Consider the following 26,491-nt stretch of genomic DNA (forward strand, 5'->3'; position numbering starts at 1 on the left):
TGGAGGTCACCTGCTGTTACCGGTTTCTGCTCGGATACTTTACCGTAGGTATATCCGATGATGATCCTGGAAAGTCTTTCTTTCAGGTCTGAAATATCGCTTGCGAGGCAGAGAACTGCCATGATCTCGGATGCAACAGTGATGTCATATCCGTCTTCACGCGGCATTCCGTTTGTTCTTCCGCCGAGGCCGTCTACTACGTTACGGAGCTGACGGTCGTTCATGTCCACGCATCTTCTCCATGTGATTTTTCTCGGGTCGATGTTCAGTGCGTTGCCCTGGAAAATGTGGTTGTCGATCATTGCTGCAAGAAGGTTGTTCGCTGCGCCGATTGCATGGAAGTCACCTGTGAAGTGAAGGTTGATGTCCTCCATCGGAACTACCTGTGCATAGCCGCCGCCTGCTGCGCCGCCCTTAACACCGAATACCGGTCCGAGGGATGGCTCACGGAGAGCTACCATAACACTCTTACCGAGTCTCTGCATACCGTCTGCAAGACCTACGGTTGTAGTTGTTTTTCCTTCACCTGCCGGTGTCGGGTTGATAGCGGTTACGAGGATCAGCTTGCCGTCCTTTTTGTCGCTTTCTTTCAGAAGATTGTAATCGATCTTTGCTTTGTACTTACCGTACTGCTCCAGATATTTGTCGTCGATGCCTGCTTTTTCTGCGATCTTGGTGATCGGCTCCATTGTGCACTCCTGTGCGATTTCGATGTCACTTTTGAATCCCATAATGTTACCTCCCGCGTTTTATTTTAGTTTTATTTATAACTAGAGGGTTTTCCCCTTTTTTGTATCAGAGGTTTGACATGATAAAAATCTCAGATTGCTTTTGCAAAAGCTTTCAGTGATCCGATGATCACATCTCCCATAACAGCCATGTCTTCTGCCTGGAAGGATACCGGGAAATTGTCGGAGAAGAGGATCTGTGAGGACGGTGGAAATTCATCGTCTCCCTCCCACAGGATCATCTGCACCAGGTATCCCGGAAAGATCTCAAGCTGATAAGCAATGTCACCGTGCTCTACCGGAACACAGTGGATGTGTTCCATGATCGCCTGAAAATCTTTGATGCGGTTTCCGTAGGAAAAAGCCAGTCGTTTAATGCATCTTCCATCAAACTGTCTCAGGTAGACTTCTCCCCACGGCATTTCGCGATAAGTTTTGAATTTGCCTGTGCCGGTAGATGCGGCACCGTTCAGCAGAAAGCGAATCGTCAGAGTTCTGGCATAAACCATGGTTTCCAGCGGGTAAAATCCCATATCGTCTGCCTCGTGGCTAACCTGAAAATCCGGCCAGAAAATCTGATACGTCGTTCCGAGGAATTTCAGAGTAAAAGATTTCTCTTCCTCATTGTAGGAAATGCCAAGTCTCTCGGCGATTTCCTTCGGATCAGCCTCCTGATACTGGCTCAGATAATGTTCCCACGGGAGACGCTCTTTGCTGTCTTTTCCATATCCCAGTTTCTCTCCCACAGATTCCATCTCTGCCGGATCAAATATTGTTTTTATATCAGAACTCATAATTCACCTCTTAAATTTTAAGTATTATCATCTCCACGGATTGCTTCGCTGTTACGCAGTTTCACGATTCTATCTCTGATGAACGTTTGGGAACATGGATGCATCGGTATGTGGGATAAAGCATGCTCCCACGAATTCATCCATGTAAGTCGGAACTGTTGAAAGTTCCATATAAGTCATATTGGCTGCAAGATCATATGTTTTCTTTTCGGCTTCTGTGGAATAAAGCATCAGGTATGCACCAGTCAGGGAAGAGTTTCCGATGTAGTGGAATTTCTCCAGCGGAACATCCGGGAACATTCCGATATTGACTGCATTCTGCATATTGATACCACTTCCGATACCGCCTGCAACATAAACATCATCGATCATTGACACATCGAAATCCAGAGAAGAAAGCATCGTTCTGATCGCTGAGAAGATTGCTCCCTTCGCACGGATAAAGTTGTCAATGTCGACTTCTGTGATCTCTACATCCTTGGAAGAACCAGCTTCTTCCTCAAACGCGATCACATAGCTTCCCATTCCATAATGGTCATGACGGATCCTCTTGCCTTCGCGGACAAATTTGCCCTTCGGATTGATGATTCCTGTCATATAAAGCTCACTAATCACATCTATGATACCGGAACCGCAAAGACCGACCGGTTTGGTTCCCGGTTCACCAACGATCTTGTATGTAGGTTCCATAGTTTCCTTGTCAATGGTACATGCCTCGATCGCACCGTCTGTCGCACGCATACCACAGCTGATATCTCCACCTTCAAAGGCTGGACCTGCAGAGCATGCACAGCTCATCATGAAGTCAGAGTTACCAAATACAAGCTCTCCGTTGGTACCAAGGTCGATGAACAGAGAAAATTCTGGTCTGTTCCAGATCATACTTACCAGAGCGCCTGCCGTGATATCTCCACCTACATAGCTTCCGATATTCGGAGCCATGATGATGTGTGCGTCTTTGTTGATCTCGATGCCTACATCAGATGCAAACATGGAGTTTGTCTTAAAGAATGCCGGGATGTATGGCTCTGTACGAAGATAGTCTGCATTGATCCCAGCAAACAGATGGTTCATCGTCGTATTAGAAGCCACGCACATACGATAGATCTGATTTTCCGGAAGATGGATGCTTCTGCACATCTCATGGATCATCGGATTGATCGTCTCTTTGATCACGGCATCCTGTAATTTCTTGATTCCACCTGGTTTTGTCGTCTCAATGATACGGTTGATGACATCCGCGCCATAACGGATCTGTCCGTTTCCGGAAGAACTCTTGGCAAGGATCTCGCCTGTCGCCATATTGATGATCACAGCAGAAACGGTCGTTGTACCGATATCCACTGCCAGACCGCCCATGATAACATCTTCTTTGCTGTCAAAGATGTCATATACAAACATGTCATTCGGTGTCACGCGAACAACACATTTGACAGAAAACTTGCTCGCACGAAGTACATCCGGAAGCTTACGGAGAACAGCATACGGAACTCTGATCCGGTTAAGGTTCATAAATTTCCGAAGTGCCCTTGTCAGTCTCTCAACATCCGGCATAGTATCATCCAGAGATGGTTCTGCCATCTGAAGTTCCACAACTTCCAAGCTGTTTCTGAACTGGATTCCGGTTTCTTCGATCTGAGATTTTGCTTTTTCAAAAATTGCAATTTCTTCTTTGGAACTTAAATCTGCCACTTTCATTCTGCTCTTGTATGCAGATGCGATATCCGGCACCAGTACCTCCACGTCGGCACTGATCTTGCTCATGCAGGCAAGACGCCAGCCTTTTTCAAATTCCTCATCAGAAATATGAAGTGTCTTCTTGGAGTCCACTTCTCCGCCTTTTAACTGTACCCGACATTTTCCGCAGGCTCCATTTCCGGAACATGGAGCGTCGATTGCCACGTTTGCGCCACGTGCAACTTCGAGTAAATTATCCCCCGCATTGGCAAATGCTTCTACCTTACTGCCATCTTCAAATGCAAATGTCACCTTAAACATGCGGTAACCACCTTTCTCGCCTTGTGAATTTTTGTTTTTCACCTGTGGCACTGGGAGTCAGACCTGGCTGAATTGATAAAAAAAGCCAGAGGCCGCGAAGCCTCCAGCCTTTTTTTGTCTACAGCCGTAAAAAAGTCAGACTGATTAGATTTCCAGATAGGAATCTGCGTACAGGTAGTTGTTCTTAATGATATCGCAGGATTTGATTGTTTCCATCAGACGCAGGTCGTTAGGGTTAACGATTGCGGATGTAAGTCCCTGCATCATAGCCATAGCTACCATAGCGGAGTCCATGATCGGACGGATGTGTTTCGGCATACCGTTGGAGTTATTGGAAAGACCACCGGTGCTCTTCATTCCCATATCAGAGATCATTTTGATGAATTCAAGAACTTCCATCTGTTTGTCCTGCATTCCTTTGATAACCAGGAATAACGGGTCAAACCACATGTCGTTCTCAACGTCCATACCATGCTCCATACCTCTCTCCATCAGAGTCTGCATGTACATCATACGTTCGTCATTGTCTTTTGCGATTCCTTCGCCGTTGCAAAGTGCGATAACGATTGCATCGTTAGCTGCTGCAACATCAACGTATCCGATTCTTCCAGCTGCGTCAGCGGAGTTTACGATCGGTTTTCCTTTGGAACGGTTGTATACGGAGATACCAGCTTCGATAGCTGCAACGTTGGAAGTATCCAGTGCCAGCGGAACATTGTCGAAGTTGCCCTGCAGAAGTTCTACAGCCCATTTCATCAGTTCCGGTCCATCGTTCTCAGCTGGTCCGATGTTTACATCAAGATATGTAGCACCTGCGTCAAGCTGCTGTTTTGCTCTCTTGAGGATCGGCTCAGGATCTCTCTCTGTGAATGCTTTATTTACTGCTGGTGCTGTTGTGGAAAGTCTCTCTCCAATTGTAACAAATTTTGCCATACCCTGAATCTCCTTTTCATTTTTATGTTTCAGGGAGGTTCACTCCCTGAACATTATTTTATTTTTATGCGGCAATTATGCCTGCATATCCTTTAAGAATTTTACAAGCTGTACTGCTTCTCTAGGTCCTACGATGATCTCCCATCCCGGAAGTTTAGCTTCAAGGTCGCCCTTGAGAACTGCTACTTTACCAGGGATAACGAGCTTACGGCATTTAACCTTCGGCTCAACTTCTTCTTTGATGTACTCAGAAATGCTGGTGCTGGAGAATTTACCTGCAGCCCAGGATGTCAGTACGGAAAGTCCGCCTGCATCGTTGATAACCAGGTTAAGCGGAACACCGGAACGCTCCAGCTCTCCGGAAACTACGAAATATGTAAGAGCGAAGTCTACGGTTGTAACAACGAGGGAGTTCTCGTCTGCACCGTTGAGTGGGTAGATACCCGGCTCTACTTTCATCGGCTTCTGCGGGTCTGTGTAAACGTTCTGACGAAGACCGAACAGCGGAAGTGCCTCTGCATATGTCATCTGCTCCATAACGATGATGGAACCATATTTCATTGTAAATACGGAAGCAAGTGCTGCCTGTAAATGATAGTCACCCTTAGCAAGTTTAACCAGGTTTACGATAGACGGATACCCGAATGTTCTATCCTGGTCTTTCAGAGCTGCACGACGAACCTGTACAGTGTTTGCAAAGGTTTCTTTGATGTCAGCGCCTGTTGTGTCAAGAACAAGGTTCTTGTTGCCAAGTTTTTCAAGAGCTGCTACGGTATCATAGAGCTCGTTTAAGTCTTTTCCGGATACTCCGAGAACTACGCCAGCTTCTGTAGCAACTGCGTTCATTGCTTCATAGTTGTCAGCGTTAGCTCCGTTAAGAACCGGTTTGCCATCCTTGCATACTTCAAGAGCAGCTTTAGCAATCTCAGGATCTGTACATCCAAGAACGAGAGTTCTTCCAAGGCCTTTTGCTTTTTCTACAAGTGCTGTGTATTTGGCAGCATCTGCATCTGCGCTGCAGTTTACGTATACAAGTTCTACATGCATTCTCTCACCGATACGGTCATAGTCTACATGTGGGATTGCTGCAAGCTTCGCATCAACTTCTGCATCATCCATGCATGTGCAAAGAGATACAGCGTATCTTGGTTTGCTTACGAATGTTTTTTCATGTCTGAACAGAACAGTCTCTCCTCCGAGAGTGAACTCTGCATCGCCTGTTCCGATCTTGATTGTCTTCATCGGCGGAGCAGTTGCCTCAGACAGGGAAGCCAGTGCTTCGTCAGACATATGTGGACACTGTTCGATCTGCATAGCGCCCTGTGCAACTTTCATAGAGAAAGCCATACATGTCGGACATCCACATTCCTTACAGTTTTTCTTTGGTGTTAATTTAAAAATCTGAATACCATTCAGTGCCATAGCTATTTGTTCCTCCTATTATTCCTTAAGCAAGTGCTTTGATCAGTTTGGAAATTGTCTTAACAGATTCCGGATGTCTTAAGATTACGGCATCAGAACCAGCAGCAAGGTCTGCTGCTGCAGTCATAACTTCCATATCGATTCCACGCTCGTCTGCTGATCCCCATTCAGGCATATCAGCTTCAGAAGCTGTAGCTTCTTTTACTGCCCATGTCTCTGCGGATACTGGAGTAATAATAGGCATCTGCAGCATATTGTCGCTCTGACCTAATGCTGCACCTTTGATACGGTCCATAGTAGAAACTACGTACTCATATCCGTAACCAGCTGCTGCACTACCGATGTTCATAACGATCTTCTTCGCATCAACACCAAGCTGTGTAGTAACAACGTTTAACTGTTTTGCAAGGTTGATATCAACGGCTGATTCAGCACCAACGATCTGATTGTAAGCAAGACCTGCTGCTGCACCGATTGCTTTGTAGTTTTCTTCTTTTTCGGAAAGAAGAAGTGCGTTTCTTCCCTGAAGAACTTCTGCAACTTTCGGGAGAAGTTCCGCATCCTTCTCTACGTTCTTGCATCCTTCTACAACAAGTGGACAGTCGATAGCGCCAGCCACTTCTTTAACAACCTCGATAAGTTCTTCGATAGATTTGTTTGCTCCGTTCGGGTCTCCACCATCCAGGATCAGAGCAACAAAATCAGCTCCTTCAATAGCTGCTGCTTTCTGAGCGATCTCAGCCATTGTTGTAGCTCCTTCATAATAAGCTTTTACACCTTCTGAAAATTCATCCAGTCCAAGGTCAGAGATCTCTACACCGATTTTGGCTGTGTTCTCTGTTGGTGCATCAAATGTGTAGAACGGGAAAGAATTTTCTCCACCGATTGTCACAGTCTTATCTCCGCTTCCGATTGTGACAGCGTTAATCTTTGCATTAAATTTCTGTGGTTTCTGATTAAACGGCATTTCTCATAAGCCTCCTCTTAATTATTAATAACTCAAATAGCAAATAGCATTATACTACATAAAATCGCCAGTTACAAGGGAAGTTGGCTATTTATGTTAAAAAAATATCAAAAATTGTAACGTAATGCATTCCATAAACAATTTAAGATTAATCTCCCAGGGAATGAATGCAAGCATTCATTCCCTTTGCGGAGATTACATCATCGGATCCATTCCAAGTGCCGGATGTCCCTTTTCTGTCAGGAATGCTACCAGTGTTTCTGGATCTTCTGCTACGGTCTCATCACCGATCATGTCTGTGAAGTTTTCGATTCCGTAGAGTTCCTGAGCTGTCTTGTTCAGACGTTCTGCTACGAATTCTTTCAGTTCTTTTGGCATCCATACGATACGTTCGATACCGCCTTCAGCCTTCATGAATTTCTTAGAGGAGATGAAGTGTTTTCCATGTCCCATGAATCCAGGAGTCTGAACACCGCCGCCTGTCATGGAAGCCATTTCTGGGAAGGTCATTCCAAGAGGTGTCATGCCTGCATACTCACGGTTAGCGATAACTACACCATTGGAGAATGGCTCGATACCACAGATACATTCGAAGCATCCACAGGAAGTCATAGGATCCTGCATGATGGAGTACAGTGTAACGTGCTCCAGAGCACCCTGTGAGAATTTCTGAACTGCTTCATCAACGTCTTCGTAAGAACCAAGGTTCTCATCGATCGGACGCTCTTTGGTGATGATCTGGCAAGGTCCGTTAGGATCAAGCTGATGTGTAGCTTTTGCATCCAGCCATGAAACGGCACCGCAAAGACCAAGTCTCTCTGGTGTTACTACGCATACGTGGCTTGGAGAGAATGCCTGGCAGAGGATACAGCTGTAGTATACATCTACAGACTCATCTGTCAGAGTGTCAAGACGCTCATCACGTTTGTCGAAGGTCGGGATAGCAACCTCATGACGGATTCTTGTACATTCTGCCGGATCTGTATAGATAACAACTTCACATTTGTCAACAACTGCGTCGAATTCGTTCTTGACAGAAGCGTAAAGAACTTCACCGATATGTTTGATCTTGAAGCCTGCGTTGAATGCTTCGATGCTGATACGGATACGCTGCATATCACGCTGTCCTGTGTGGTATACACCCTCGATACAGTTGATGTAGTTGTGGAATTTACGCTCGATAACCGGTTCAAAGTCTGCCTGCATGTTCTTGCCTGCAACTTTAACAACATATGCGATGCTGTTCTTGCTTCCAAGTTCCATGTCGTCTACTTCCGGTCCAACTACTGTGATCTTGTGATCTTCGATCTCAGAAGCGTCACAGGTCTGTACAAGCTCTGCACAGTCAACACGGGAACCATCGAATTCAACCTGCATGTCTTTACGACGGATGATCTCACCTTCGAATGCGGATGCGAAAGCAACCGGGATATCGATGTTTGTGATCTTGATCTTGATGTCACGTGCTTCCAGGGATGTAGCATTGAATTTGCTTACATCTTCCTGAACGATAAGGCTCTTCGGTACGCGGAAGATATTCTCTGTCTCGTTTGTAACTACCGGGAATCCAAGTGCGATAGCACCTGCACCACAAGCTACGATCACGTCATCCAGAGGTTTGAATGCGTTTACGAATGCCGGTACACGGTCCATTGTGTATTTCATCAGTGTGCCTGCATCTCCAGGTTTTACGTTACCGAAGATCAGAGCTGCACGAAGTGCTACAGATACTACATGGATAACTGCTGTAACGTCTTTGCCAAGCGGGATAACACGAACGTTTGCGCCTGTCTTCATTCCAGCTTCTGCAACCTGGTCGATGATTCCGCCAACCAGTGTTACGAGGATACCCTGTGCCTGATAGCTCTTAACAAGAGCAACACCTTCTTCTGTTGTAGGAGCAGCTCCGAGGATTACTGCTACACCAGGGATATCGCCTGTTACAAGCGGTACACCAAGTTCACGGATCACTGCATCTGCAAGATGTCCGTAGCATGGTTCTTCGTATGGTGTTGCACCATCAATGTATTTCAGAACTTCGATGAACTCTGCGCAGAGTGCTGTAGCAACACCTGACATGAATGCATCGTTTAATCTTTTTTCTCTTGTCATAAGTGTTTTAACAACACCAAGAGCTTCTTTTAATTCTTTTAATGTTGTAACTTTTGTTCCTGTTACAGCATAATAACATGGAAGGCTGTAAGCGGTGTTCGGGAAGCTGACAGCTTTGTCTTCGCCGTACTGAGCGATTGCTCCGTCGATAGCGCCCTCTGTTAAACCATATACAGCATCATTTCCGCCGAATACTCTATCAAATAAAGTCACGTTAATACCTCCTGTTTTTAAAGACTTGAGTTCTGGTCAATCTTTTCTTTTATTTTTGTTATTTCAGCCGTTACAGTCTGGCTGAAATCGTAAGGGGATTTTCCCTGACGGTCAGCGTCTATAACTTCTGTGTTGTAGTGGATCATTCCAAGAAGATCTTCTGCCGGGATTCTGGAACGGATGAATGCTTCATCGTCCTCGTTCCTTACTTTATTTGCCACAACTTTGACCTGTGCGACACCGAGATCTTTGGCAAGTCGTTTTACATTTTTGTAGGTCTGCACACTTCTTGCCCCTGGTTCAATCACTACAATAAATTCATCCATGCTTTCCGTGGTGCCCCGGCCCAGATGCTCCAGACCGGCTTCCATATCAAGGATCACCACATCGTCCCTGTGAATCACAAGATTATTAATGATCCGTTTCAACATAACATGCTCCGGACAGACACAGCCGCCCCCGCCTGTTTCCACGGTACCAAGGACAAGCAGTTTCACGCCATTGCAGGTCTTGCCGTAGGTATCCGGGATATCGTCTACCTTCGGGTTCAGTTTATAAAACTGATTCTGACTGTTGGCTCCGGTACGCTCCTCCACCAGCTTACGCATTCTGGAGATCGGTACGATGGAATCCAGTGTTTCCTCGTCAAATCCAAGTGCCAGACCGAGATTTGCATCCGGGTCTACATCTGCCGCAAGGACCTTCTTTCCTTCGTCTGCGTATAATCTGGCAAGTGTTGCCGCAAAAGTTGTCTTTCCTACTCCGCCTTTACCGGTTACTGCTATTTTCATAAGTTAATCGCGCCTTTCCTGCTATCAGATGCCGAGAGCTGCTCTCTTCTCTTCGATTCTCTCGATCATCAGATCGCCTAATTTGTCAATGTCTTTTTCTACTGTGTAAGCAGCTTCTACCCAGTCACGAACACCTTCGGTAAGAAGTCCTGCCACCTGATCAGATCCGGATACATATGGATCTACGCCAAGGAAGGTATCAAGACCTGTTGCTACTACGTAGTTTCCGATGGAAACAGCTTTCTCAGACATCCACTCAGGAGCACATCCTACTACTGGAAGCTGGGAAATGTTAAGTCCGGAATCCTTTGCAAGTTCAGATGCGAGGATCAGCATACGGCTGATATCTACACAGGATCCCATGTGTAATACTGGCGGGATGTCCGCAAGCTCACAGACACGTTTCAGTCCTGCACCGCAGAGATCTTTGGCAGCTTTGTCCATAAGGCCTGCTTTTGCAGCTGCCTGTGCTGAACATCCGGAAGCGATGATAACGATATCGTTTGCAAGCAGTTTCTTCATCAGCTCGATATGAGCGGAGTCAGGTCTGATCTTCGGGTTGTTACATCCAACCATTGCAACAGCACCACGGATAACACCAGATGTGATGCACTCAAGGAGAGGTTTGGTTGTTCCTGTTTCATCTACCTGAGAGTTTGTTACACCGTCAAGTGTCTTAACGATTGCTTCAACAGAGTATCCAACAGTTGCTTTCTGTTTCATATCCGGGATATATACGAGATCCGGTTTTCTGTTCTTGAAGTTCTCACATGCCAGTTTAACGATCTGACGTGCTTTTTCTCCTGCTGTGCCTGCGCTGAATTCGATGAATTCGGAATCTGGCATCTGACAGATCGGAGAAGTTGTGATGAATTTAGTATGGAAACATTTGCTCAGAGGTCCTAATGCCGGGAAGATACACTGAACGTCAACAACGATCGCTTCACATGCACCAGTCAGAACAACGTTTTCCTGCTGTAAGAAGTTACCAGCCATCGGGATACCACGACGCATAGCTACTTCGTTTGATGTACAACATACACCGGAAATAGTGATGCCTTTTGCACCCATGGATTTTGCGTAGTCGATCATTTCTTTGCTGTCTGCAACTTCACAGATCATCTCAGAAAGGCTCGGATCATGTCCGTGTACTACGATGTTTACGTTTTCTGCGTTCATAACGCCAAGGTTTGCTTCTGTTTCGATCGGCTTCGGAGTTCCGAACAGTACGTCAGAGAACTCTGTTCCACACATGGAACCGCCCCATCCATCAGAAAGTCCGTTACGAAGTGCCTGACGGATCAGTGCCTCCGGTTTGCAGGTGTTACCCATATGGGTCATATGTAATGCACAGGAAACCTCACGGTCGATTGCTCTTGGCTCGATTCCTGCTTCGTGCCACAGATCCTGTGTATGCTGAGGTGCTCTCTTAAGCCATCTGGAAAAGCCTCTGATCTTTCCGTATTCTTCCTGAGCCAGGTCAGACATCTCATGAGCAAGATCGTAGATGTCTTTGCCTTCTGTCTCAACGCCCCATTCTTTTGCGATACGGATCAGTTTCTCAGGATCTTTTACCTGATAGTCGCCGCCTTCTTTTGCATGTCCGAGGGTGATACAGATCTCACGTCCATGATCGGAATGTGTAGCTGCTCCGCCTGCTGTGAAGCGAAGGAAGTTTCTTCCTACGATACCGTGTGCATCGCATCCGCAGATTCCTCTCGGAGCCTTTGGAGTAATACGACATGGTCCCATGGAACAGATACGGCAGCAGATACCCTGCTCACCGAACTTACAGTGTGGAGTCTGGTTTTTTACACGGAACTGCCAAGCGTCTGCGCCTACCTTTGCGCCAGTTTCCAACAGTCGGTTGGTAGCAGCTTCAAATTCTTCCACTGTAGTTAATTTGAATTCACTCATTATAGACCTCCTTTTATTATACATGATGAGTCATGTATTTTTACCTTTCTATAAAGTTTTATATAATAACCCTCCAGACAGAACCCATCCCCGCCCATGGGTTATTTTCCTGTAAAAAATCTGCTGAATCCTGTATTGTTCAGCATCTGTTATAAATTCTCCTGCTGTGATCGCAGGAGAATCATGATTATAAACTTAACTTGCCGGCAATTTCCCTTAATGCCTTCTTGACCGGATTGTCCTCCGGAAGACTGGCTGTAGGTTTGCCATCACAGTCATATTCATAAACAGTTTCATCCTGCGGTACTACGCCGAGAAGATGAAGTCCCTGATTGGCGATCTCTTCTTTGATTCCGTCATTCAGTTCTCCCTTCGGTGCACGGTTGACGATCAGTCCTACCGTGTCCGGTTTCATTCCGCATTCATCGATCAGTTTCGCGATCCTTCCAACAGCCTGGATTCCTCTTCGGGAGCAGTCGCTCACCAGGATCGCAGTCTGCATGGACGGAAGAACGCCTCTGCTGATATGCTCCATACCTGCTTCGTTATCTACTACGATATATGGATAATGATTCTGATACTTGGCAAGCTGAGCCTGAAGCAGGCCGTTTACATAACAGTAGCAGCCCTTTCCCTGTGTTCTGCCCATTACGAGCAGATCAAAATCATCTTCCTCAACCAGTGCATCCTCAAATCTGAGTTCAGCATAATCTGCCTTGGACATTCCTTTCGGAATCGGGCTTTCCTTTGCGATCTCTGCCTGTGCGATCTCCTCACGTACATCACCGAGAGTTGTGTCAACCTTTACTCCCAGGACTTCGTTCAGGTTGGAATTCGCATCTGCATCAACTGCAAGGATCGGTCCTTTGTTCTGTTCGCAGAGATACTGGATCAGCATTCCACATAAAGTAGTTTTACCTACGCCGCCTTTACCGGCGACAGCAATCACATGTGCCATAACTTAAAGAGTGCCTCCTACTCTATTTTCATATTAATGTACGCATGCCAGATGCATTGATGATCTCGCTTACGTCTTTCCATTTATTCAGCGCATACAGGTGGATACCTTCTACGCCAAGAGCACGGTATTTGTCAATCTGCCTGATCGTGTACTCAATACCGGCTTTCTTGAAATCTTCTTTCTTCTGTTCAAGGTTATCGTCGAATGGTGCTTTATCGAACGGATTCGGGAAGATCCAGTATTTAGAGATAAGTCTGGAAAGTTCTCGATCCATAACACAGCCATTACGTGAAAGAGCCATGCTGATCGTAGCTGCCTGATCCAAGATCGGCATGATCCCTACATCGATCGGCATCGTGACACCGGCCTTGCGGATCTTGTCCTGCCAGCGTGCGAACTGCTCCATATCCCAGCAGAGCTGCGTCATGATATAATCAGCACCATTGTCCTGTTTCATCTTAAGGACGGAAACATCTGCATCCAGGCTGCGGCATGCGATATGCCCTTCCGGCGAACCTGCTACTGCAATTTCAAACTTGTCTCCAAATTCCCGGCGGATAAACTTGACAAGATCTGTCGCATAGTTAAAATCTCCGCCTGTGGAGTGTTCTCCTCTCGGGAAATCTCCGCGAAGAGCAAGGATATGATCAACGCCCTCACTCAGGTATGTCTCAAGCTGATCCCTGATTCCTTCTTTGGTGTTCTTGATAACCGTAAAATGAGTTACCGGAACAGTACCGGCTTTCTTTACCATCTGGCATACTTCTCTGTTCGCTCCTACATTGCCGCCTCCGGCTCCGTATGTAACAGAGATATATTCTGGATCAAACTGACAGAGATGCTCGATCGTTCCCGGAAGATTCTCCATGCCCTTGTCGGTCTTGGGCGGAAACAGTTCAAAAGAAAGAAGTTGTCTTTCTTTCATCAGCTCAGTCAATTTTACTGATGCCATAGCTGCACCTCCTTATGCAATTTTATTTGATTCTTGTAAGTCCCGGACGATCAGTCATCGCAGCAAAGCTTTACAATGCTGTTTGCCAGGTCTACCATAAGGATATGTCCCTCTACGACACGCTCATCTCCCATAATGTCTCTGAGCACCAGTTTATTTCCATCTACATCAATTCTGGATACATTCTTAAAGATAACAGAATTATCGCTTTCTTTGTATACAGTTGCAAGACACATAACTCTCACCTCCGCCGTTCTGTTGTGTCATATTATTGTGTCATATTAAAATTCAAGATTACCGTTCACAGTAACAGATCCTATTTCATTTCTTCCTTAACAAGTGTAAGTGCAAGTCCCAGGCGCATGTTGCCCTTCTGGAAATCTGCAACTGCTTCCTTGATTGTCTTGGCTGAACTTGCAAGTCCCATCTTCTCCAGGTTATCGGCCATCTGGTCAAGCTCTGCTGCGTGATGCTCATTGTGCTGCAGCATGTAAGTCAGAAGTGCTACTGTCTCTTTCTTGCAGTCTCCGCCCTCACAGGATCCACAGTGTTCCTGGCTGGAACAGCTGCTGTCGTGTGTATGTGCATGTTCGCCGTCTCCGTGAGAATGAGAATGTGTATGAGTCACACCATCCGCATGTGTGTGTTCGTGTGTGTGTCCCTCTGTATGTTCGTGTCCATGCTGGACAAGGTTTCCGTTTTCATCTTTTATTAAGTGCATTGTCTACTCCTTTCTGCACGAATCCCTGTCAGTCTGTCTTAAACGTGACAAACTTCTGACAAGAATTTATCAATTAAATTCATTATACATCTTTTGTTATAGTTAATCAAGGCTATATTGAGAAAAACCGCACAAAAATCATTCCTGTTTCTATTTCTTTTTTTGCATTTTTTCGCATCTGCCGATCATTTTTCTCGTTATATAAATAACGCCATCGTTTTAATATTAACAATCTTTATTTTCACCTTTTTTCCATGCCTATGTAACTTCATGTATTAAATATTTAACATATTTGATGTTCTTCTTTCACATTTTTATGTTATAATATATAAAAATTTTTAAATTGATAAGCAAGGAGGAAGCATTTTGACTACTTCTGTATTCTTAAATAATGACAGAACCATGCCGCTTCTGGGACTGGGTCTATATAAAGCCACCGCTGACGACGAGGCAGAGAATGCCATCATATCCGCAACCAAGAACGGCTACCGCCTGTTCGATACTGCTTCTGCATACAAGAACGAAGAGAGTGTCGGACGTGGTATTGCACGATGCGGAGTTCCGCGCAAGGATCTTTTTATCACCACCAAGATCTGGAATAACGCACAGCGTCTCGGAGATGTGGACGGGGCTTTTGAGCGAAGCCTTGACCGTCTTGGTCTTGATTATATCGATCTTTATCTGATCCACTGGCCGGTTCCGGGATGTTATCTCAATACCTGGAAGGAAATGGAGAAATTTCTTGAATCTGGACGGGCTCTTTCTATCGGTGTCAGCAATTTTGAGATCCGTCATCTTGAAGAACTTCGTAAGGTATCCGGGATCATTCCTGCAGTCAACCAGATCGAATGCCATCCTCTCTGCTATCCGCGGGAGCTCATTGAATACTGCCAGGCAAACGGGATCCAGGTACAGGCTTATGCTCCACTGGCGCGAGGCGCTTATCTGGACAATGATATCCTCTGCGTACTTGGTACGAAATATGCACATACGCCTGCTCAGATCGGACTACGCTGGGCTGTTCAGAAGGGTATCTCCGTAATTCCAAAATCCACCCGCCCGGAGCGTATTGCTGCCAATGCACGTATTTTTGATTTTGAGATTGAGCAGGAGGACATGGATCTTCTCGACACGCTCAATCAGAATTACCACAGTTCTCATGTTCCGGAGGATCTGAGAGATACTATTTTTTGATTATTTTCATATTATACGCGGTCAAAAGCCGGTTGATCACCTTTTGTGTATGATCGACCGGCTTTTTTAAGCCTTACATTCAGTTATTCGAAGATATCTTCTCTTGTGATATTCTTTGCCCATTCTCCCTTGCGGTAATGACGGATGACCCATGGCCATTTTACAAATTCATCGGTGCACAGAAGGAAATATACCCAGAGCACCGGAAGCTTCACCACGAACGCTGCAAAGAATCCAAGCGGCACTGCGTAGACCCACATATCGATCGTATCACAGATCAGACCGAATTTCGTATCGCCTCCCGCGCGGAAAACCCCGGCGATCAGTGCTGTGTTTACCGCAGATCCCATGATATAGTAGCTGTTGATCAGGAGCATATATTTCAGATAATGCATTGCCGTATCATTCAGAGATGCAAATCTCAGTACAAACGGAGTAACCGCCAGTACGATCACGCCTCCCACTGCTCCTGCCACAACTGTCATCTTCAGCATTCCGGACGCATAGGATTTGGATTTCTCGAGTTCTCCCTGTCCCATCACTCTGCCGAGAAGGATCGTTCCTGCACTCGCGATCGCAAAGCAGAAAACAGATCCAACGTTTCGAACAACAGTCACCAGTGAATTGGCTGCCACCGCCTCTGTTCCAAGATGTCCCAGAATTACGGAATACATGGAAAAAGCCACGCTCCAGGAAAGGTCATTTCCAAGTGCCGGAAGAGAAAGGTGGATGAAATCATTCAGCAGTGTCTTGCTTCGGATAAACATATAAATAGGATTCAGTTTCACATCTTTGCTCAACAAAGATACGATCACGCAGGCAATGAGCTGTATCAGTCTGGAAGATGCCGTTGCGATCGCCACACCGGTCACTCCAAGTTTCGGCGCTCCAAACAGTCCGAAAATAAACACTGCATTCAGCAGAATATTCAGTCCGAATGCCAGCATGTTCAATGCCATACTAATCGTCACGCGACCGATGCTTCGAAGGATCGCAAGGTAGATTTCTGTCACTCCCCAGCAGAGATAAGTAATTCCCATGATCCGTATGTAGGAAGATCCGATCGCGATCAGTTCCTGATCCGAAGTGAATAACAATAACATTCTCTGCGGTATGGTAAATGCAGCCAGTGCCACAAGTGCTGAGATCGCAAGCGAAAACCGAAGGGCAATTCCCTCTACGGCGTGGATCGCCTGCATGTTTTTCTTACCAAAGTACTGCGCACACAGAAGGGACGCTCCTGTGCCCAGTCCATAATATACCATAAACAGAATGTTAGAATAATTTGCTGCCAGTGATACTGCCGAGATCGCAGACTGTCCTACATAATTCAGCATGATCACATCCGATGAGTTTACTGCCGCACTGAGCAGGTTCTGAATGATGATCGGAATCGCAAGCTTGAACATCTGCCGGTAAAAATCGTCTTTTTTGACTGTTTTTACCATGGCAGCATTGGTGTTTCTACTTTTTTATCGCGGAGCATCAGATCTCTTACGGCGTCGGCTGCTGGTTTGTCTTCAAACAGGACTTTGTTGACTTCCATGATGATCGGCATCTCTACTTCGTATTTCTCAGCAAGGCTCTTGGCTGCCTTGGCGGAATAAACGCCCTCGACGACCATCTGAACTTCATCCATTGCCTGCTGCATCGTGTATCCCTTACCGATCAGATAGCCGGCTTTGCGGTTACGGCTGTGGACACTCGCGCAGGTTACGATCAGATCTCCGATCCCGGAAAGCCCTCCAAAAGTCTCCACTCTGGCGCCCATCTTCGTTCCAAGGCGTGCGATCTCCGCAATTCCTCGTGTGATCAGAGCCGCCTTGGTGTTGTCTCCATATCCAAGTCCGTCTGCGGTTCCTGCCGCAAGTGCGATCACATTCTTGAGTGAGCCTCCAAGTTCTACGCCGAGCGTATCCGGTGTCGTATAAACGCGGAATACAGGACTTGTAAAAATCCCCTGGAGATACTCTGCTGTCTCTCTCTTCGGTCCGCTGATCACGCAGGTCGTCGGAAGCCCTCTTCCCACTTCCTCTGCGTGGCTCGGTCCGGAAAGCACGTAGACGCCTGCTGCCGGGATCTCTTCGCTGATGATGTCTGTCATGGTCATCAGGGTCTTTTCTTCGATTCCCTTGGCAACATTGACAATGATCTGTCCTTCCTTTACATCAGGTGCCATCAATTTCGATGTACTTCTGATATATGGGGACGGCACAGCCAGAACGATCACTTCTGCGGTTTCCACGCAGCTTTTCACGTCTGCAGTAAGATCGATATTCTCCGGGATATGTACCCCCGGCAGTTTGGAAGTAAGTTCTCTCGTTTCTTTGAGAGCATCTACTTCTTCCTGAAATCTGGACCAGAGACGAACCTCATGTCCATTATTGCTCAGAAGGACTGAAAGTGCAGTTCCCCAGCTTCCTGCTCCCAATACACTGATTTTTGCCATATATGCTACCTTTTAACCTTTCTTTGATTTTCCGACAAGTACTTTGTTTTCTTCTCCGCGTACCAGCCTCACGATATTGGCTCTGTGTCTCCAGAACGCAAGGCAGGTCAGAAACACCATCACCCCGTACATCTCCAGGGTGTGTGGTCTGTCCATCCCGTAAGCACCATGCTCGCCGCGCACGATCAGTGCGATCAGTGCAACCATATAGCAGCTTAATGAGCACAGTGAAACATAATGTGTCAGGAAAAAGATCACAAAGAACACGATCGCACAGAGGACAAAAATTCTCCAGTCAAAAGCGATCAGGAATCCAACAGATGCCGCGATCCCCTTTCCACCGCGAAATCCAAGGTTGATCGGAAAGTTATGTCCAAGGACGCAACCTGCTGCCGCATAGATCGCAAGCAGAGGCATGACATCAGCGGCAGAGTTACGGAAGATCAATCGCACGGCCACGATCGCCAGCACACATTTGAGACAGTCGCCAAGAAGCGTCATCGCGCCGGCTTTTTTGCCAAAGGTACGCAGGGCATTGGTGGTTCCTGCATTGCCGCTTCCATGTTCACGGATATCTGTCTTATGCATCTTTCCAATAATATAAGAAGTCTGAAACAGTCCAAAAACATAACCGACCAGAAGGCATATCAAACGTTCAGTCATTTCATTCAACTCTTTTCCCCGCGTTCACGGATAATAAATTTCAGCGGTGTGCCGCGGAAACCGAATGCATCCCTTACCTTGTTCTCAATATAACGGGTGTAGGAGAAATGCATCAGTTCTTTGTCGTTTACAAAGATAACGAATGTCGGCGGACGCACTCCAACCTGAGTCATATAGAAGATCTTGAGACGCTTACCACGGTCAGACGGCGGCTGCTGCATGGCAACGGCCTCTGCGAGGATCTCATTGAGCACACCGGTTTGGATGCGGAGTGTCTGATTCTCGATAACAGCATCAATGGTCTCAAAAAGCTTCGGCAGACGCTGGCCTGTCTTGGCAGAGATAAATACAAGTTCTGCGTACGGCATATATGCCAGCACTTCTCTGATACGGTTTGTGTGTTTGTAGATAGTCTTGTCGTCCTTCTCAACGGCATCCCATTTATTCACTGCAATGATAACGCCCTTGCCGCGCTCATGTGCAATTCCGGCGATCTTGGCATCCTGTTCGGTAACACCCTCTGTCGCATCGATCACGATCACGACAACATGTGCACGCTCTACTGCGGTCACAGTACGGATCACGCTGTAACGCTCGATCTCTTCTTTGATCTTGCCTTTGCGGCGAAGTCCGGCGGTATCGATGAAGATGTATTCCTTGCCCTGCCATTTGACCTTGGCATCAACAGCATCTCTTGTGGTTCCTGCGATATCGGACACGATCACACGATCCTCGCCGAGAAGCCGGTTGATAAGAGAAGACTTGCCGACATTCGGTTTACCTACAACGGCGATCTTCGGGATATCATCTTCCTCCTCTGTATCAAGATCCTCAGGAAATTCCTTGACGATCTCATCCAGCATATCACCAAGTCCGGTGCGGTTGGCTGCTGAAATCGGTACTGGTTCTCCGATTCCCAGATTGTAGAATTCATAAACGTCCATCATATATTTCTGAACGCTGTCTACTTTGTTTACAACAAGAATGACCGGTTTCTGGCTACGGCGCAGCATGTCTGCAACCTTCGCATCAGAATCCACAAGTCCCTGCTGTACATCTGTGATAAATACGATAACATCGGCAGTGTCGATCGCAATCTGTGCCTGCTCTCTCATCTGAGAAAGAATGATGTCACCGCTGTCCGGCTCAATTCCGCCAGTATCGATCATGGTAAAGGATTTGTCCAGCCATGTCACATCAGCATAAATTCTGTCACGGGTCACACCCGGTGTATCTTTTACAATAGATATCATTTCGCCTGCCAGGGCGTTAAACAACGTGGATTTGCCGACATTAGGCCTGCCCACTATTGCTACTACTGGTTTGCTCATACATTTGTCTCCTTGTCTGTTTTTTATTCTGAACGGGATCCAGTACAGAAGATACCAGATCTTCCCCGTCTTCCTCTACGATTACGATTTCTCTTCCAATTGCCTTTGAAACATCATCCACGGTCAGATCATCCAGAAAAACATTCTCACCGCTTCTGAGCATATTGCACGGGATCAGAACTCTCTCACCCAGCTTGCGGTTCGAAAGCTGTTCTTTCAGGTCGGTGCCTGTGATAAGCCCGGAAACTGTGATCTTTTCGCCGAAGAAATTGTTCCTGATCGTGATCACTTCATATTCAAGATTCGGATATTTCGTGGAAATCTTTTCGAGACATTTCTCGATATAAGGTGCTGCCAGCTTGCCGGTCGCAACAGTAATGGATCTTGGTTTCTCATCTCCCGTACGTTTCTCAACAGCCAGTCTGACCTCTGTATCCAGAAGTCTCAGCATTCCCACTCCGTTCTCAAGCTGAAGATAACCATCATACCGCTCTTCCTCTGGAAGTTCCAGTCCTGCGAGAATATACCACTCATCAGAAGCGTGGATGAAATGGATTCCATGTTCCTTGTACATCTTACGCTGCCAGCGATGGATCTGCTCGAGGACTTTGATCGCATCCTCCCGCTCAAAACTCTCCAATGGATAAAGTCCGTCGCGGAATTTCGTCAGGCCTACCGGGACCACTGATACACTCTGAAGGACCGGCGCATATGCAGAAAGTTTCTCCAGGCTGTACTCCAGCTCCTCACCATCGTTGACTCCCTTGCACAGAACGATCTGTCCGTTCATGGTGATCCCCGCCTCGTAAAGCTGGTCCACTTTCTTGAGGGCATCCCCCGCGAAACGATTGTGGAGCATCTTGCAGCGAAGCTTCGGATTCATTGCCTGGAAAGAAACATTGATCGGAGACAGGTGATATTTGATCACCCTCTGAATATCCTCCTGGCTCATATTCGTCAATGTCACATAGTTTCCCTGCAGGAAGGAAAGCCTGGAATCATCATCCTTAAAATAGAGAGTCTCCCTCATTCCCGGCGGCATCTGGTCGATAAAGCAGAACATGCAATGGTTGCTGCAGGAACGGTAATCATCCATCAGGCCATTCTCAAACTCTATTCCCAGATCCTCATCATAATCCTTCTCCACTTCCAGCTCCCAGATCTCTCCGTTGGCTTTCTCTATAAGAAGTTCTATATATTCATCGTTCATCAGATAACGGTAATCAAAAACATCCTCCACCGCCTGATGATTGATCTCTGCCAGCACATCTCCCGGCTCCAGCTCCAGCTCCTCGCCGATGCTTCCAGGAAGAACTTTGGAAATCTTATGTTTCTTTTTTTTCATGGTGTTCCTTTCTTTTTGTCATTCGGATATGCCTTCGTCCATATCCGGATCATTACTATGATAACAATTCTCCGGGTAAAAATCAATAAATTCCTTGACGGGATTTAGGTCAAATGTTATAAATGTAGTAGGACTCAGTTTGAAAAACTATACCTAGGAGGAATATTATGCCAAATATAGAGTTACTTGAAAAAGCGACCCCGGTTGCTCCCATCCGTATTGCAGCACTTGCCGGATGTCAGGATCTTGCAAAAGAGGTTGACAAGAAACTTGTAAAATTCCGTAAAGAACTTGTAGCAAAGAAGAAACCGAGCACTGTACCACAGGGATACAGCCTTCCTTCTTTCCTTGTCGAGTGCGAATGCGTCCGCTTCGGTACCGGCGAGGGCAAGGGTTACATCAAAGAATCTGTTCGTGGTGCCGATCTCTTTATCATGGTAGATATCACCAACTACACAGAAACTTACACCGTATGCGGTCATGAGAACCACATGTCACCGGACAACCATTATCAGGATCTCAAGAGGATCATTTCCGCAGCTACCGGTAAAGCTCATCGCATCAACGTCATCATGCCGTTCCTTTACGAAGGACGTCAGCACCGCCGTACCAAGAGAGAATCTCTTGACTGTGCACTGATGCTCAAGGAATTAAGTGATATGGGCGTTTCCAACTTTATCACTTTTGATGCGCATGACCCACGTGTACAGAACTCCATCCCGCTCAACGGATTTGATAACTTCTTCCCGACCTACCAGTTCCTCAAAGCACTGGTTAAAGAAGTCAAGGACTTCAAGCTTGACAACGATCATCTGATGATCATCAGCCCGGATGAGGGTGCGATGTCACGAGCAGTATATTTCTCTAACATTCTCGGTGTTGATATGGGTATGTTCTACAAACGTCGTGATTATTCTACCGTTGTCAACGGCAAGAACCCGATCGTTGCCCATGAGTTCCTCGGAGATTCCGTAGAGGGCAAGGATGTTGTCATCATCGACGATATGATCTCTTCCGGAGAGAGTATGCTCGATGTTGCCAAGCAGATCAAGGAACGTAAAGCAAAGCGTGTCTTCATCTGTACTACTTACGGTCTGTTCACAGACGGTCTCAAGAAATTCGATGAATACTATGAGAAAGGCTGGATCGACAAGGTTATCACCACCAACCTGAACTACCGTGATCCTGAACTGCTCACAAGACCATATTACGTCGAAGCAAACATGAGCAAATACCTTGCAAGTATCATGGACATCATCAACCATGACTTATCTGTAGAGAAAGTTCGTTCCAGCAACGAAAAGATCATGGAGCTGATGGAAAAAGTAAGCAAACGCTGATTTTTCTCTTACATGTATATTTGCGGGCTGTATACAGTTTTTGTACTGTATGCAGCCCGTTTTTTATTGCCTGTGCAGTTGTAGTTGTATCTTATCAGCGGATCCCCAGAAATGCCCCCAGATTTCCTCTCCTGCCATGGGAAGCCCTGTGCGAAAAAAGGAATTCCGGATTGCAGCAGGTGCACAGATTTGGCATGGAAATATGCTCTTCTTTCAAGCCTGCTCCCAGCATGATCTGGTGATTTGCCTCCCAGAGATCCAGCTGGTATTTGCCATCCGGCTTACCATAAAACAGAGCATCCCACTTGTCTTGTGGGAAAGCAGCGCGGAACTGTTCGATCACATCTTCACTCACTTCATAACAGTCCTGGCAGATGGATGGACCGACTGCGCCGTAGATCTCCGACGGGTCAGAGCCGAATTCTTCCTGCATCCTTCGAACTGTGACCTCCCCGATCTTTGCCACCGTTCCTCTCCATCCGGAATGAGAAAGTCCGATCGCGCGGTGTACCGGATCGATAAAGTACAGAGGCACACAATCCGCGTAAAATGTCGCAAGGACCAGCCCCGGTACATTGGTGATCATCCCATCCACGTCTGTGTACGGTCTTGGTTTCGTGATGCCGTTTCCGCGGTCTTCTTCTGTGACAAGGCGCACATTTGCCGTATGTGTCTGGTCAGAAGTCACGATATCTTCCATTTTGAAACCGACTGCATCTGCCAGTCTGCGATAATTTTCTCTTACCGCCTCGTCTTTGTCACCTCTTGTAAAACTTAAGTTCATAGAAGAATAGATCCCCTCACTGACACCGCCAAGTCTGGTGCTGAATGCATGCACAAATCCCGGCAGTCTGTCAAATTCCGGATAGGTAAGATACGTTACACCTTCTCTTGTATTCACATGCATCCTGGGTTCGTTTTCCTGATGCCATTTTATCTTTATCATCGTGTACTCTCCTCTCTGCATTTTATCCGCAGTAATCAAATGCATTTCTGATCCACTGGATCTCATCTCCGTCAATTGCCACCACATCAAATCTGCATGGAGGCTCCCCATATCCATAACGGAGCAGATAAAACTGTGCCGCCCTGCTGATCCGACGCTGTTTCTTAAAGTCTACGGCTGCTGCCGCTTCTCCGGAAGTTGTTGTCGCCCGGTATTTCACTTCTACAAAAACAAGATATTTTCCGTCTTTCGCAACCAGGTCAATCTCGCCTCCCCGGCAGAAAAAATTGTGTTCAAGGATCTTAAGCCCTTGTTTTTCCAGAAAGGCAGCCGCCTGTTCTTCATGACGACTGCCTACTTTACGTTTGTTGATACGCGCCCGCTCTTTTCTTTTTTATGTGTCGGTATCTTTGGTATTTATAAAATTTTATACGAAGTGTGTGATAAAACTTGCTCTGTGTATCGGGGACGGACCATATTTCTTGAGGGCTTCAATGTGCTCCGATGAGCCATAGCCCTTATTGGAAGCAAATCCGTATCCCGGCAGAGTCTTGTCATACTCAACCATCATTCTGTCCCTTGTGACCTTGGCAACAATGCTGGCCGCTGCAATGGATGCGCTCTTGGCATCTCCCTTGATGATCGGAACCTGCGGGATCGTCACCTGCGGAATCGTCACTGCATCGTTGAGAAGAAGCTGCGGAGTGACTTTAAGCTTACTGATTGCCTCCCGCATTGCCTCATAAGTCGCCTGGAGAATGTTGATCTCATCGATCCTCTGTGGACTTGCCATGCCGATGCCTACCGCGACAGCTTTCTCCATGATGACATCATAGAGTTCTTCTCTCTTGTGTGCTGTCAGTTTCTTGGAATCGTTCAGATAAAGGATATCATGATCCTTCGGCAGAATCACTGCGCAGGCAATCACCGGTCCTGCAAGCGGCCCCCTTCCAACCTCATCAATACCGCAGAGATATCCCAGATGTTCGTATTCATGCTCATACTGCATCATCTGCTCCATGCGGAGTTTTTCCTTCTCAAGATTCTCCAATTTCTTCTGATACTGAGAAACGATCTTCTGTACGCCGCTTCTCTGGTCCTCCGCGTAACCTGCACACAGATCTGCCCACTGACCTTCACTGGCTGCGGCAAATTCTTCTTTGATCTCGCCTATCTTTTTCATTTAATTATTCTCCTGCTGTCCTGCCCATTCCAGGGTAATGCGTCCGATCTTGCCTCCGCGGAAATCGTCGAAGATCAGCCCGGAAGTCTTCACATAGTCCAGTTCTTCTCCACGTTTCAGGCAGCCCCTCGCTCTGGCGATCGCCTCAAGTGTCTCAAGTGGAGTTCCCTCCTCAGAAATCCCATAACGTTTCTCAAGGGCTCCCGGATAATCCTTTTTCAGTTTCTCGAGAAGCCAGAGAGCCAGTTCCTCGATGTTCAGGATATCATCCTTGATAGAGCCGACACAGGCAAGGCGGATTCCTACAAGCTGGTCTTCAAATTTCGGCCAGAGAATTCCCGGGGTGTCCAGAAGTTCTACGTTCTTGTTCAGGCGAATCCACTGTTTGCCCTTGGTCACACCCGGTTTGTTTCCGGTCTTGGCACAGGCTTTTCCGGCAAAGGTGTTGATAAATGTGGATTTACCAACATTCGGGATTCCGGCTACCATCGCACGGATCGGACGGTTCTTGATCCCTCTTCTGCGATCACGCTCGATTTTTTCTTTGCAGGCCTCCTGGATCACGTTCTGGATCATTTTCATTCCCGAACCGCTGCGTGAATCGACTTTGACTACATAAAAGCCCTTGCTCTGAAAGTATTCCTTCCATGCTTCATTCTGTCTCTCGTCTGCGAGATCAGCCTTGTTCAGAAGGATCAGACGGGATTTGTTCTGTCCAAGCTGGTCGATATCCGGGTTCCTGCTGGAAAGCGGCACTCTGGCATCTACCAGCTCTATGATCAGATCGATCAGTTTCAAATCTTCCTGCATCTGTCTTTTTGCCTTGGTCATATGACCAGGATACCATTGTATATTCATATCTGTCTTAACCTTTCATAAAACCAAACTTCTTCATCGGCGAGCAGGTAAACCACAGCTTACCGACAATGTATCGTTTCTTCACATTTCCAATATCTGCATATCGGCTGTCCTCACTGTTGTTCCGTTTGTCTCCCAGGACGAAATACTCCCCGGATTCCAGCGTTACTGTAGTGGAAGCCAGCCCCGGATTCGTGATCTCAGGAAACTGGTTTGCCTCTTCGTATTCTTTGCCGTCGATCAGTATCTTGCCATTCGAGATCTGGATCCGTTCCCCCGGAAGCCCGATCACTCTCCGGATATGCAGAGCCGCATCATCACTGGCACTCGTCCGAAAAACGATCAGATCACCTCTCTGCGGCGAAGAAAACTTATATACTGCTTTATTTACAAAAAAACGGTCGCCGACGGAGATCGTCGGTTCCATAGAATTCTCCTGCATTGTCACAGTCTGAAACATCATCAATGCCACAACTGCTGCAAACACAAGTGTCACGGTGATCTGAAAGGCCCATTTCAGGATTCCCCGGGTCTTGCGGTCCTCCAGTTTCGCCCTCAGTTCCAGGACTTTGGGATGTTCTTTCCAGTTTTTTATATTCATAACTGTTCTCTCCATAATGGAAAAGAGGGACAATAGCTGTTCGTTATTGTCCCTGCTTTTAAAACCTTTGAA

The 26,491-nt window shown here is 46.7% G+C and carries 25 protein-coding genes; 2 read left to right on the forward strand and 23 right to left on the reverse strand.

All coding sequences use genetic code 11. The features are described from left to right. The 13 genes from DXC01_RS08860 to DXC01_RS08920 all read right to left on the reverse strand — a co-directional run. Positions 1–731 (reverse strand): formate--tetrahydrofolate ligase (locus tag DXC01_RS08860; protein ID WP_118698746.1); only part of this gene is annotated, 731 nt, incomplete at its 3' end. Between the two features lie 89 nt (positions 732–820). Continuing rightward, positions 821–1,522, reverse strand: coding sequence for a DUF3786 domain-containing protein (locus DXC01_RS08865; RefSeq protein WP_199704993.1), 702 nt, complete (start codon positions 1,520–1,522; stop codon positions 821–823). A gap of 69 nt (positions 1,523–1,591) precedes the next feature. After that, entirely contained in the window at positions 1,592–3,520 is a 1,929-nt protein-coding gene (gene acsV / locus DXC01_RS08870; RefSeq protein WP_022213889.1) for a corrinoid activation/regeneration protein AcsV, read from the reverse strand. A gap of 144 nt (positions 3,521–3,664) precedes the next feature. Further along, complete coding sequence (gene acsE / locus DXC01_RS08875) at positions 3,665–4,453, reverse strand: carbon monoxide dehydrogenase/acetyl-CoA synthase methytransferase subunit (RefSeq protein ID WP_022213888.1); 789 nt, start codon at positions 4,451–4,453, stop codon at positions 3,665–3,667. 75 nt (positions 4,454–4,528) lie between these two features. Then, positions 4,529–5,875 (reverse strand): acetyl-CoA decarbonylase/synthase complex subunit gamma, encoded by a 1,347-nt coding sequence (acsC, locus tag DXC01_RS08880; protein ID WP_022213887.1) that lies wholly within the window; start codon positions 5,873–5,875, stop codon positions 4,529–4,531. Positions 5,876–5,900: 25 nt separating this feature from the next. Continuing rightward, the gene (gene acsD, locus DXC01_RS08885) at positions 5,901–6,842 is read right to left on the reverse strand and encodes an acetyl-CoA decarbonylase/synthase complex subunit delta (protein ID WP_022213886.1); all 942 of its coding nucleotides are present in this window, start codon (positions 6,840–6,842) and stop codon (positions 5,901–5,903) included. Between the two features lie 195 nt (positions 6,843–7,037). Next, on the reverse strand, positions 7,038–9,167 hold the full coding sequence (gene acsB, locus DXC01_RS08890) for an acetyl-CoA decarbonylase/synthase complex subunit alpha/beta (RefSeq protein WP_022213885.1): 2,130 nt from the start codon (positions 9,165–9,167) through the stop codon (positions 7,038–7,040). A 17-nt stretch (positions 9,168–9,184) separates the two neighbouring features. Next, positions 9,185–9,958 carry an ATP-binding protein gene (locus DXC01_RS08895; protein WP_022213884.1) on the reverse strand — a complete coding sequence of 258 codons (774 nt, stop codon included), beginning with the start codon at positions 9,956–9,958 and terminating at the stop codon, positions 9,185–9,187. A 24-nt stretch (positions 9,959–9,982) separates the two neighbouring features. Further along, a complete protein-coding gene (gene cooS, locus DXC01_RS08900; protein ID WP_118698747.1) occupies positions 9,983–11,875 on the reverse strand; it encodes an anaerobic carbon-monoxide dehydrogenase catalytic subunit in 1,893 nt (630 codons plus the stop codon). A gap of 187 nt (positions 11,876–12,062) precedes the next feature. Then, positions 12,063–12,833: an ATP-binding protein gene (locus DXC01_RS08905; RefSeq protein ID WP_118698748.1), complete on the reverse strand. Its 771-nt coding sequence runs from the start codon at positions 12,831–12,833 to the stop codon at positions 12,063–12,065. Between the two features lie 28 nt (positions 12,834–12,861). Further along, positions 12,862–13,788, reverse strand: a complete 927-nt coding sequence (locus tag DXC01_RS08910; RefSeq protein WP_118698749.1) for a methylenetetrahydrofolate reductase — start codon at positions 13,786–13,788, stop codon at positions 12,862–12,864. 50 nt (positions 13,789–13,838) lie between these two features. Then, positions 13,839–14,024 (reverse strand): CooT family nickel-binding protein, encoded by a 186-nt coding sequence (locus DXC01_RS08915; protein WP_022213880.1) that lies wholly within the window; start codon positions 14,022–14,024, stop codon positions 13,839–13,841. An 80-nt stretch (positions 14,025–14,104) separates the two neighbouring features. Next, a complete protein-coding gene (locus tag DXC01_RS08920; RefSeq protein WP_022213879.1) occupies positions 14,105–14,509 on the reverse strand; it encodes a hypothetical protein in 405 nt (134 codons plus the stop codon). A gap of 366 nt (positions 14,510–14,875) precedes the next feature. Between DXC01_RS08920 and DXC01_RS08925 the strand changes: the two genes are divergently transcribed. Continuing rightward, on the forward strand, positions 14,876–15,703 hold the full coding sequence (locus DXC01_RS08925; protein WP_227222449.1) for an aldo/keto reductase: 828 nt from the start codon (positions 14,876–14,878) through the stop codon (positions 15,701–15,703). 83 nt (positions 15,704–15,786) lie between these two features. On the opposite strand, the gene DXC01_RS08930 is transcribed toward DXC01_RS08925, so the two are convergent. Genes DXC01_RS08930 through DXC01_RS08950 form a run of 5 tightly spaced genes read right to left on the reverse strand, consistent with a single transcriptional unit; the run spans position 15,787 to position 21,491 of the window. Beyond that, complete coding sequence (locus tag DXC01_RS08930) at positions 15,787–17,151, reverse strand: MATE family efflux transporter (RefSeq protein WP_118698750.1); 1,365 nt, start codon at positions 17,149–17,151, stop codon at positions 15,787–15,789. Then, on the reverse strand, positions 17,145–18,152 hold the full coding sequence (locus DXC01_RS08935; RefSeq protein WP_118698751.1) for an NAD(P)H-dependent glycerol-3-phosphate dehydrogenase: 1,008 nt from the start codon (positions 18,150–18,152) through the stop codon (positions 17,145–17,147). The genes DXC01_RS08930 and DXC01_RS08935 overlap by 7 nt, the downstream gene beginning before the upstream one ends. A 12-nt stretch (positions 18,153–18,164) precedes the next feature. Further along, positions 18,165–18,815 carry a glycerol-3-phosphate 1-O-acyltransferase PlsY gene (gene plsY / locus DXC01_RS08940; protein ID WP_118698752.1) on the reverse strand — a complete coding sequence of 217 codons (651 nt, stop codon included), beginning with the start codon at positions 18,813–18,815 and terminating at the stop codon, positions 18,165–18,167. Positions 18,816–18,820: 5 nt separating this feature from the next. Then, positions 18,821–20,146 (reverse strand): ribosome biogenesis GTPase Der, encoded by a 1,326-nt coding sequence (der, locus tag DXC01_RS08945; RefSeq protein WP_118698753.1) that lies wholly within the window; start codon positions 20,144–20,146, stop codon positions 18,821–18,823. Continuing rightward, the gene (locus DXC01_RS08950; protein ID WP_022215313.1) at positions 20,109–21,491 is read right to left on the reverse strand and encodes a DUF512 domain-containing protein; all 1,383 of its coding nucleotides are present in this window, start codon (positions 21,489–21,491) and stop codon (positions 20,109–20,111) included. Before DXC01_RS08950 ends, der begins: the two co-directional genes overlap by 38 nt. Positions 21,492–21,658: 167 nt before the next feature. Here DXC01_RS08950 and DXC01_RS08955 point away from each other — a divergent pair, with 167 nt between their 5' ends. Next, positions 21,659–22,831: a ribose-phosphate pyrophosphokinase gene (locus tag DXC01_RS08955; protein ID WP_022215312.1), complete on the forward strand. Its 1,173-nt coding sequence runs from the start codon at positions 21,659–21,661 to the stop codon at positions 22,829–22,831. Between the two features lie 94 nt (positions 22,832–22,925). Here the strand turns inward: DXC01_RS08955 and pgeF are convergent, their stop codons facing one another. From pgeF to lepB, 5 genes are read right to left on the reverse strand one after another with little or no spacing between them, the layout of a single operon-like run. Then, positions 22,926–23,777 (reverse strand): peptidoglycan editing factor PgeF, encoded by an 852-nt coding sequence (gene pgeF / locus DXC01_RS08960; RefSeq protein ID WP_022215311.1) that lies wholly within the window; start codon positions 23,775–23,777, stop codon positions 22,926–22,928. A gap of 22 nt (positions 23,778–23,799) precedes the next feature. Then, positions 23,800–24,150, reverse strand: coding sequence for a YraN family protein (locus DXC01_RS08965; RefSeq protein ID WP_118252447.1), 351 nt, complete (start codon positions 24,148–24,150; stop codon positions 23,800–23,802). 54 nt (positions 24,151–24,204) lie between these two features. Next, positions 24,205–24,960: a ribonuclease HII gene (locus DXC01_RS08970; protein ID WP_118698754.1), complete on the reverse strand. Its 756-nt coding sequence runs from the start codon at positions 24,958–24,960 to the stop codon at positions 24,205–24,207. Further along, positions 24,961–25,818 carry a ribosome biogenesis GTPase YlqF gene (gene ylqF / locus DXC01_RS08975; RefSeq protein WP_022215309.1) on the reverse strand — a complete coding sequence of 286 codons (858 nt, stop codon included), beginning with the start codon at positions 25,816–25,818 and terminating at the stop codon, positions 24,961–24,963. 7 nt (positions 25,819–25,825) lie between these two features. After that, positions 25,826–26,419 (reverse strand): signal peptidase I, encoded by a 594-nt coding sequence (lepB, locus tag DXC01_RS08980; protein WP_118698755.1) that lies wholly within the window; start codon positions 26,417–26,419, stop codon positions 25,826–25,828. Between the last annotated feature and the right edge of the window lie 72 nt (positions 26,420–26,491).

The sequence above is a fragment of the Blautia sp. OM07-19 genome (assembly GCF_003481595.1).
Classification (GTDB): Bacteria; Bacillota; Clostridia; order Lachnospirales; family Lachnospiraceae; genus Blautia_A; species Blautia_A intestinihominis.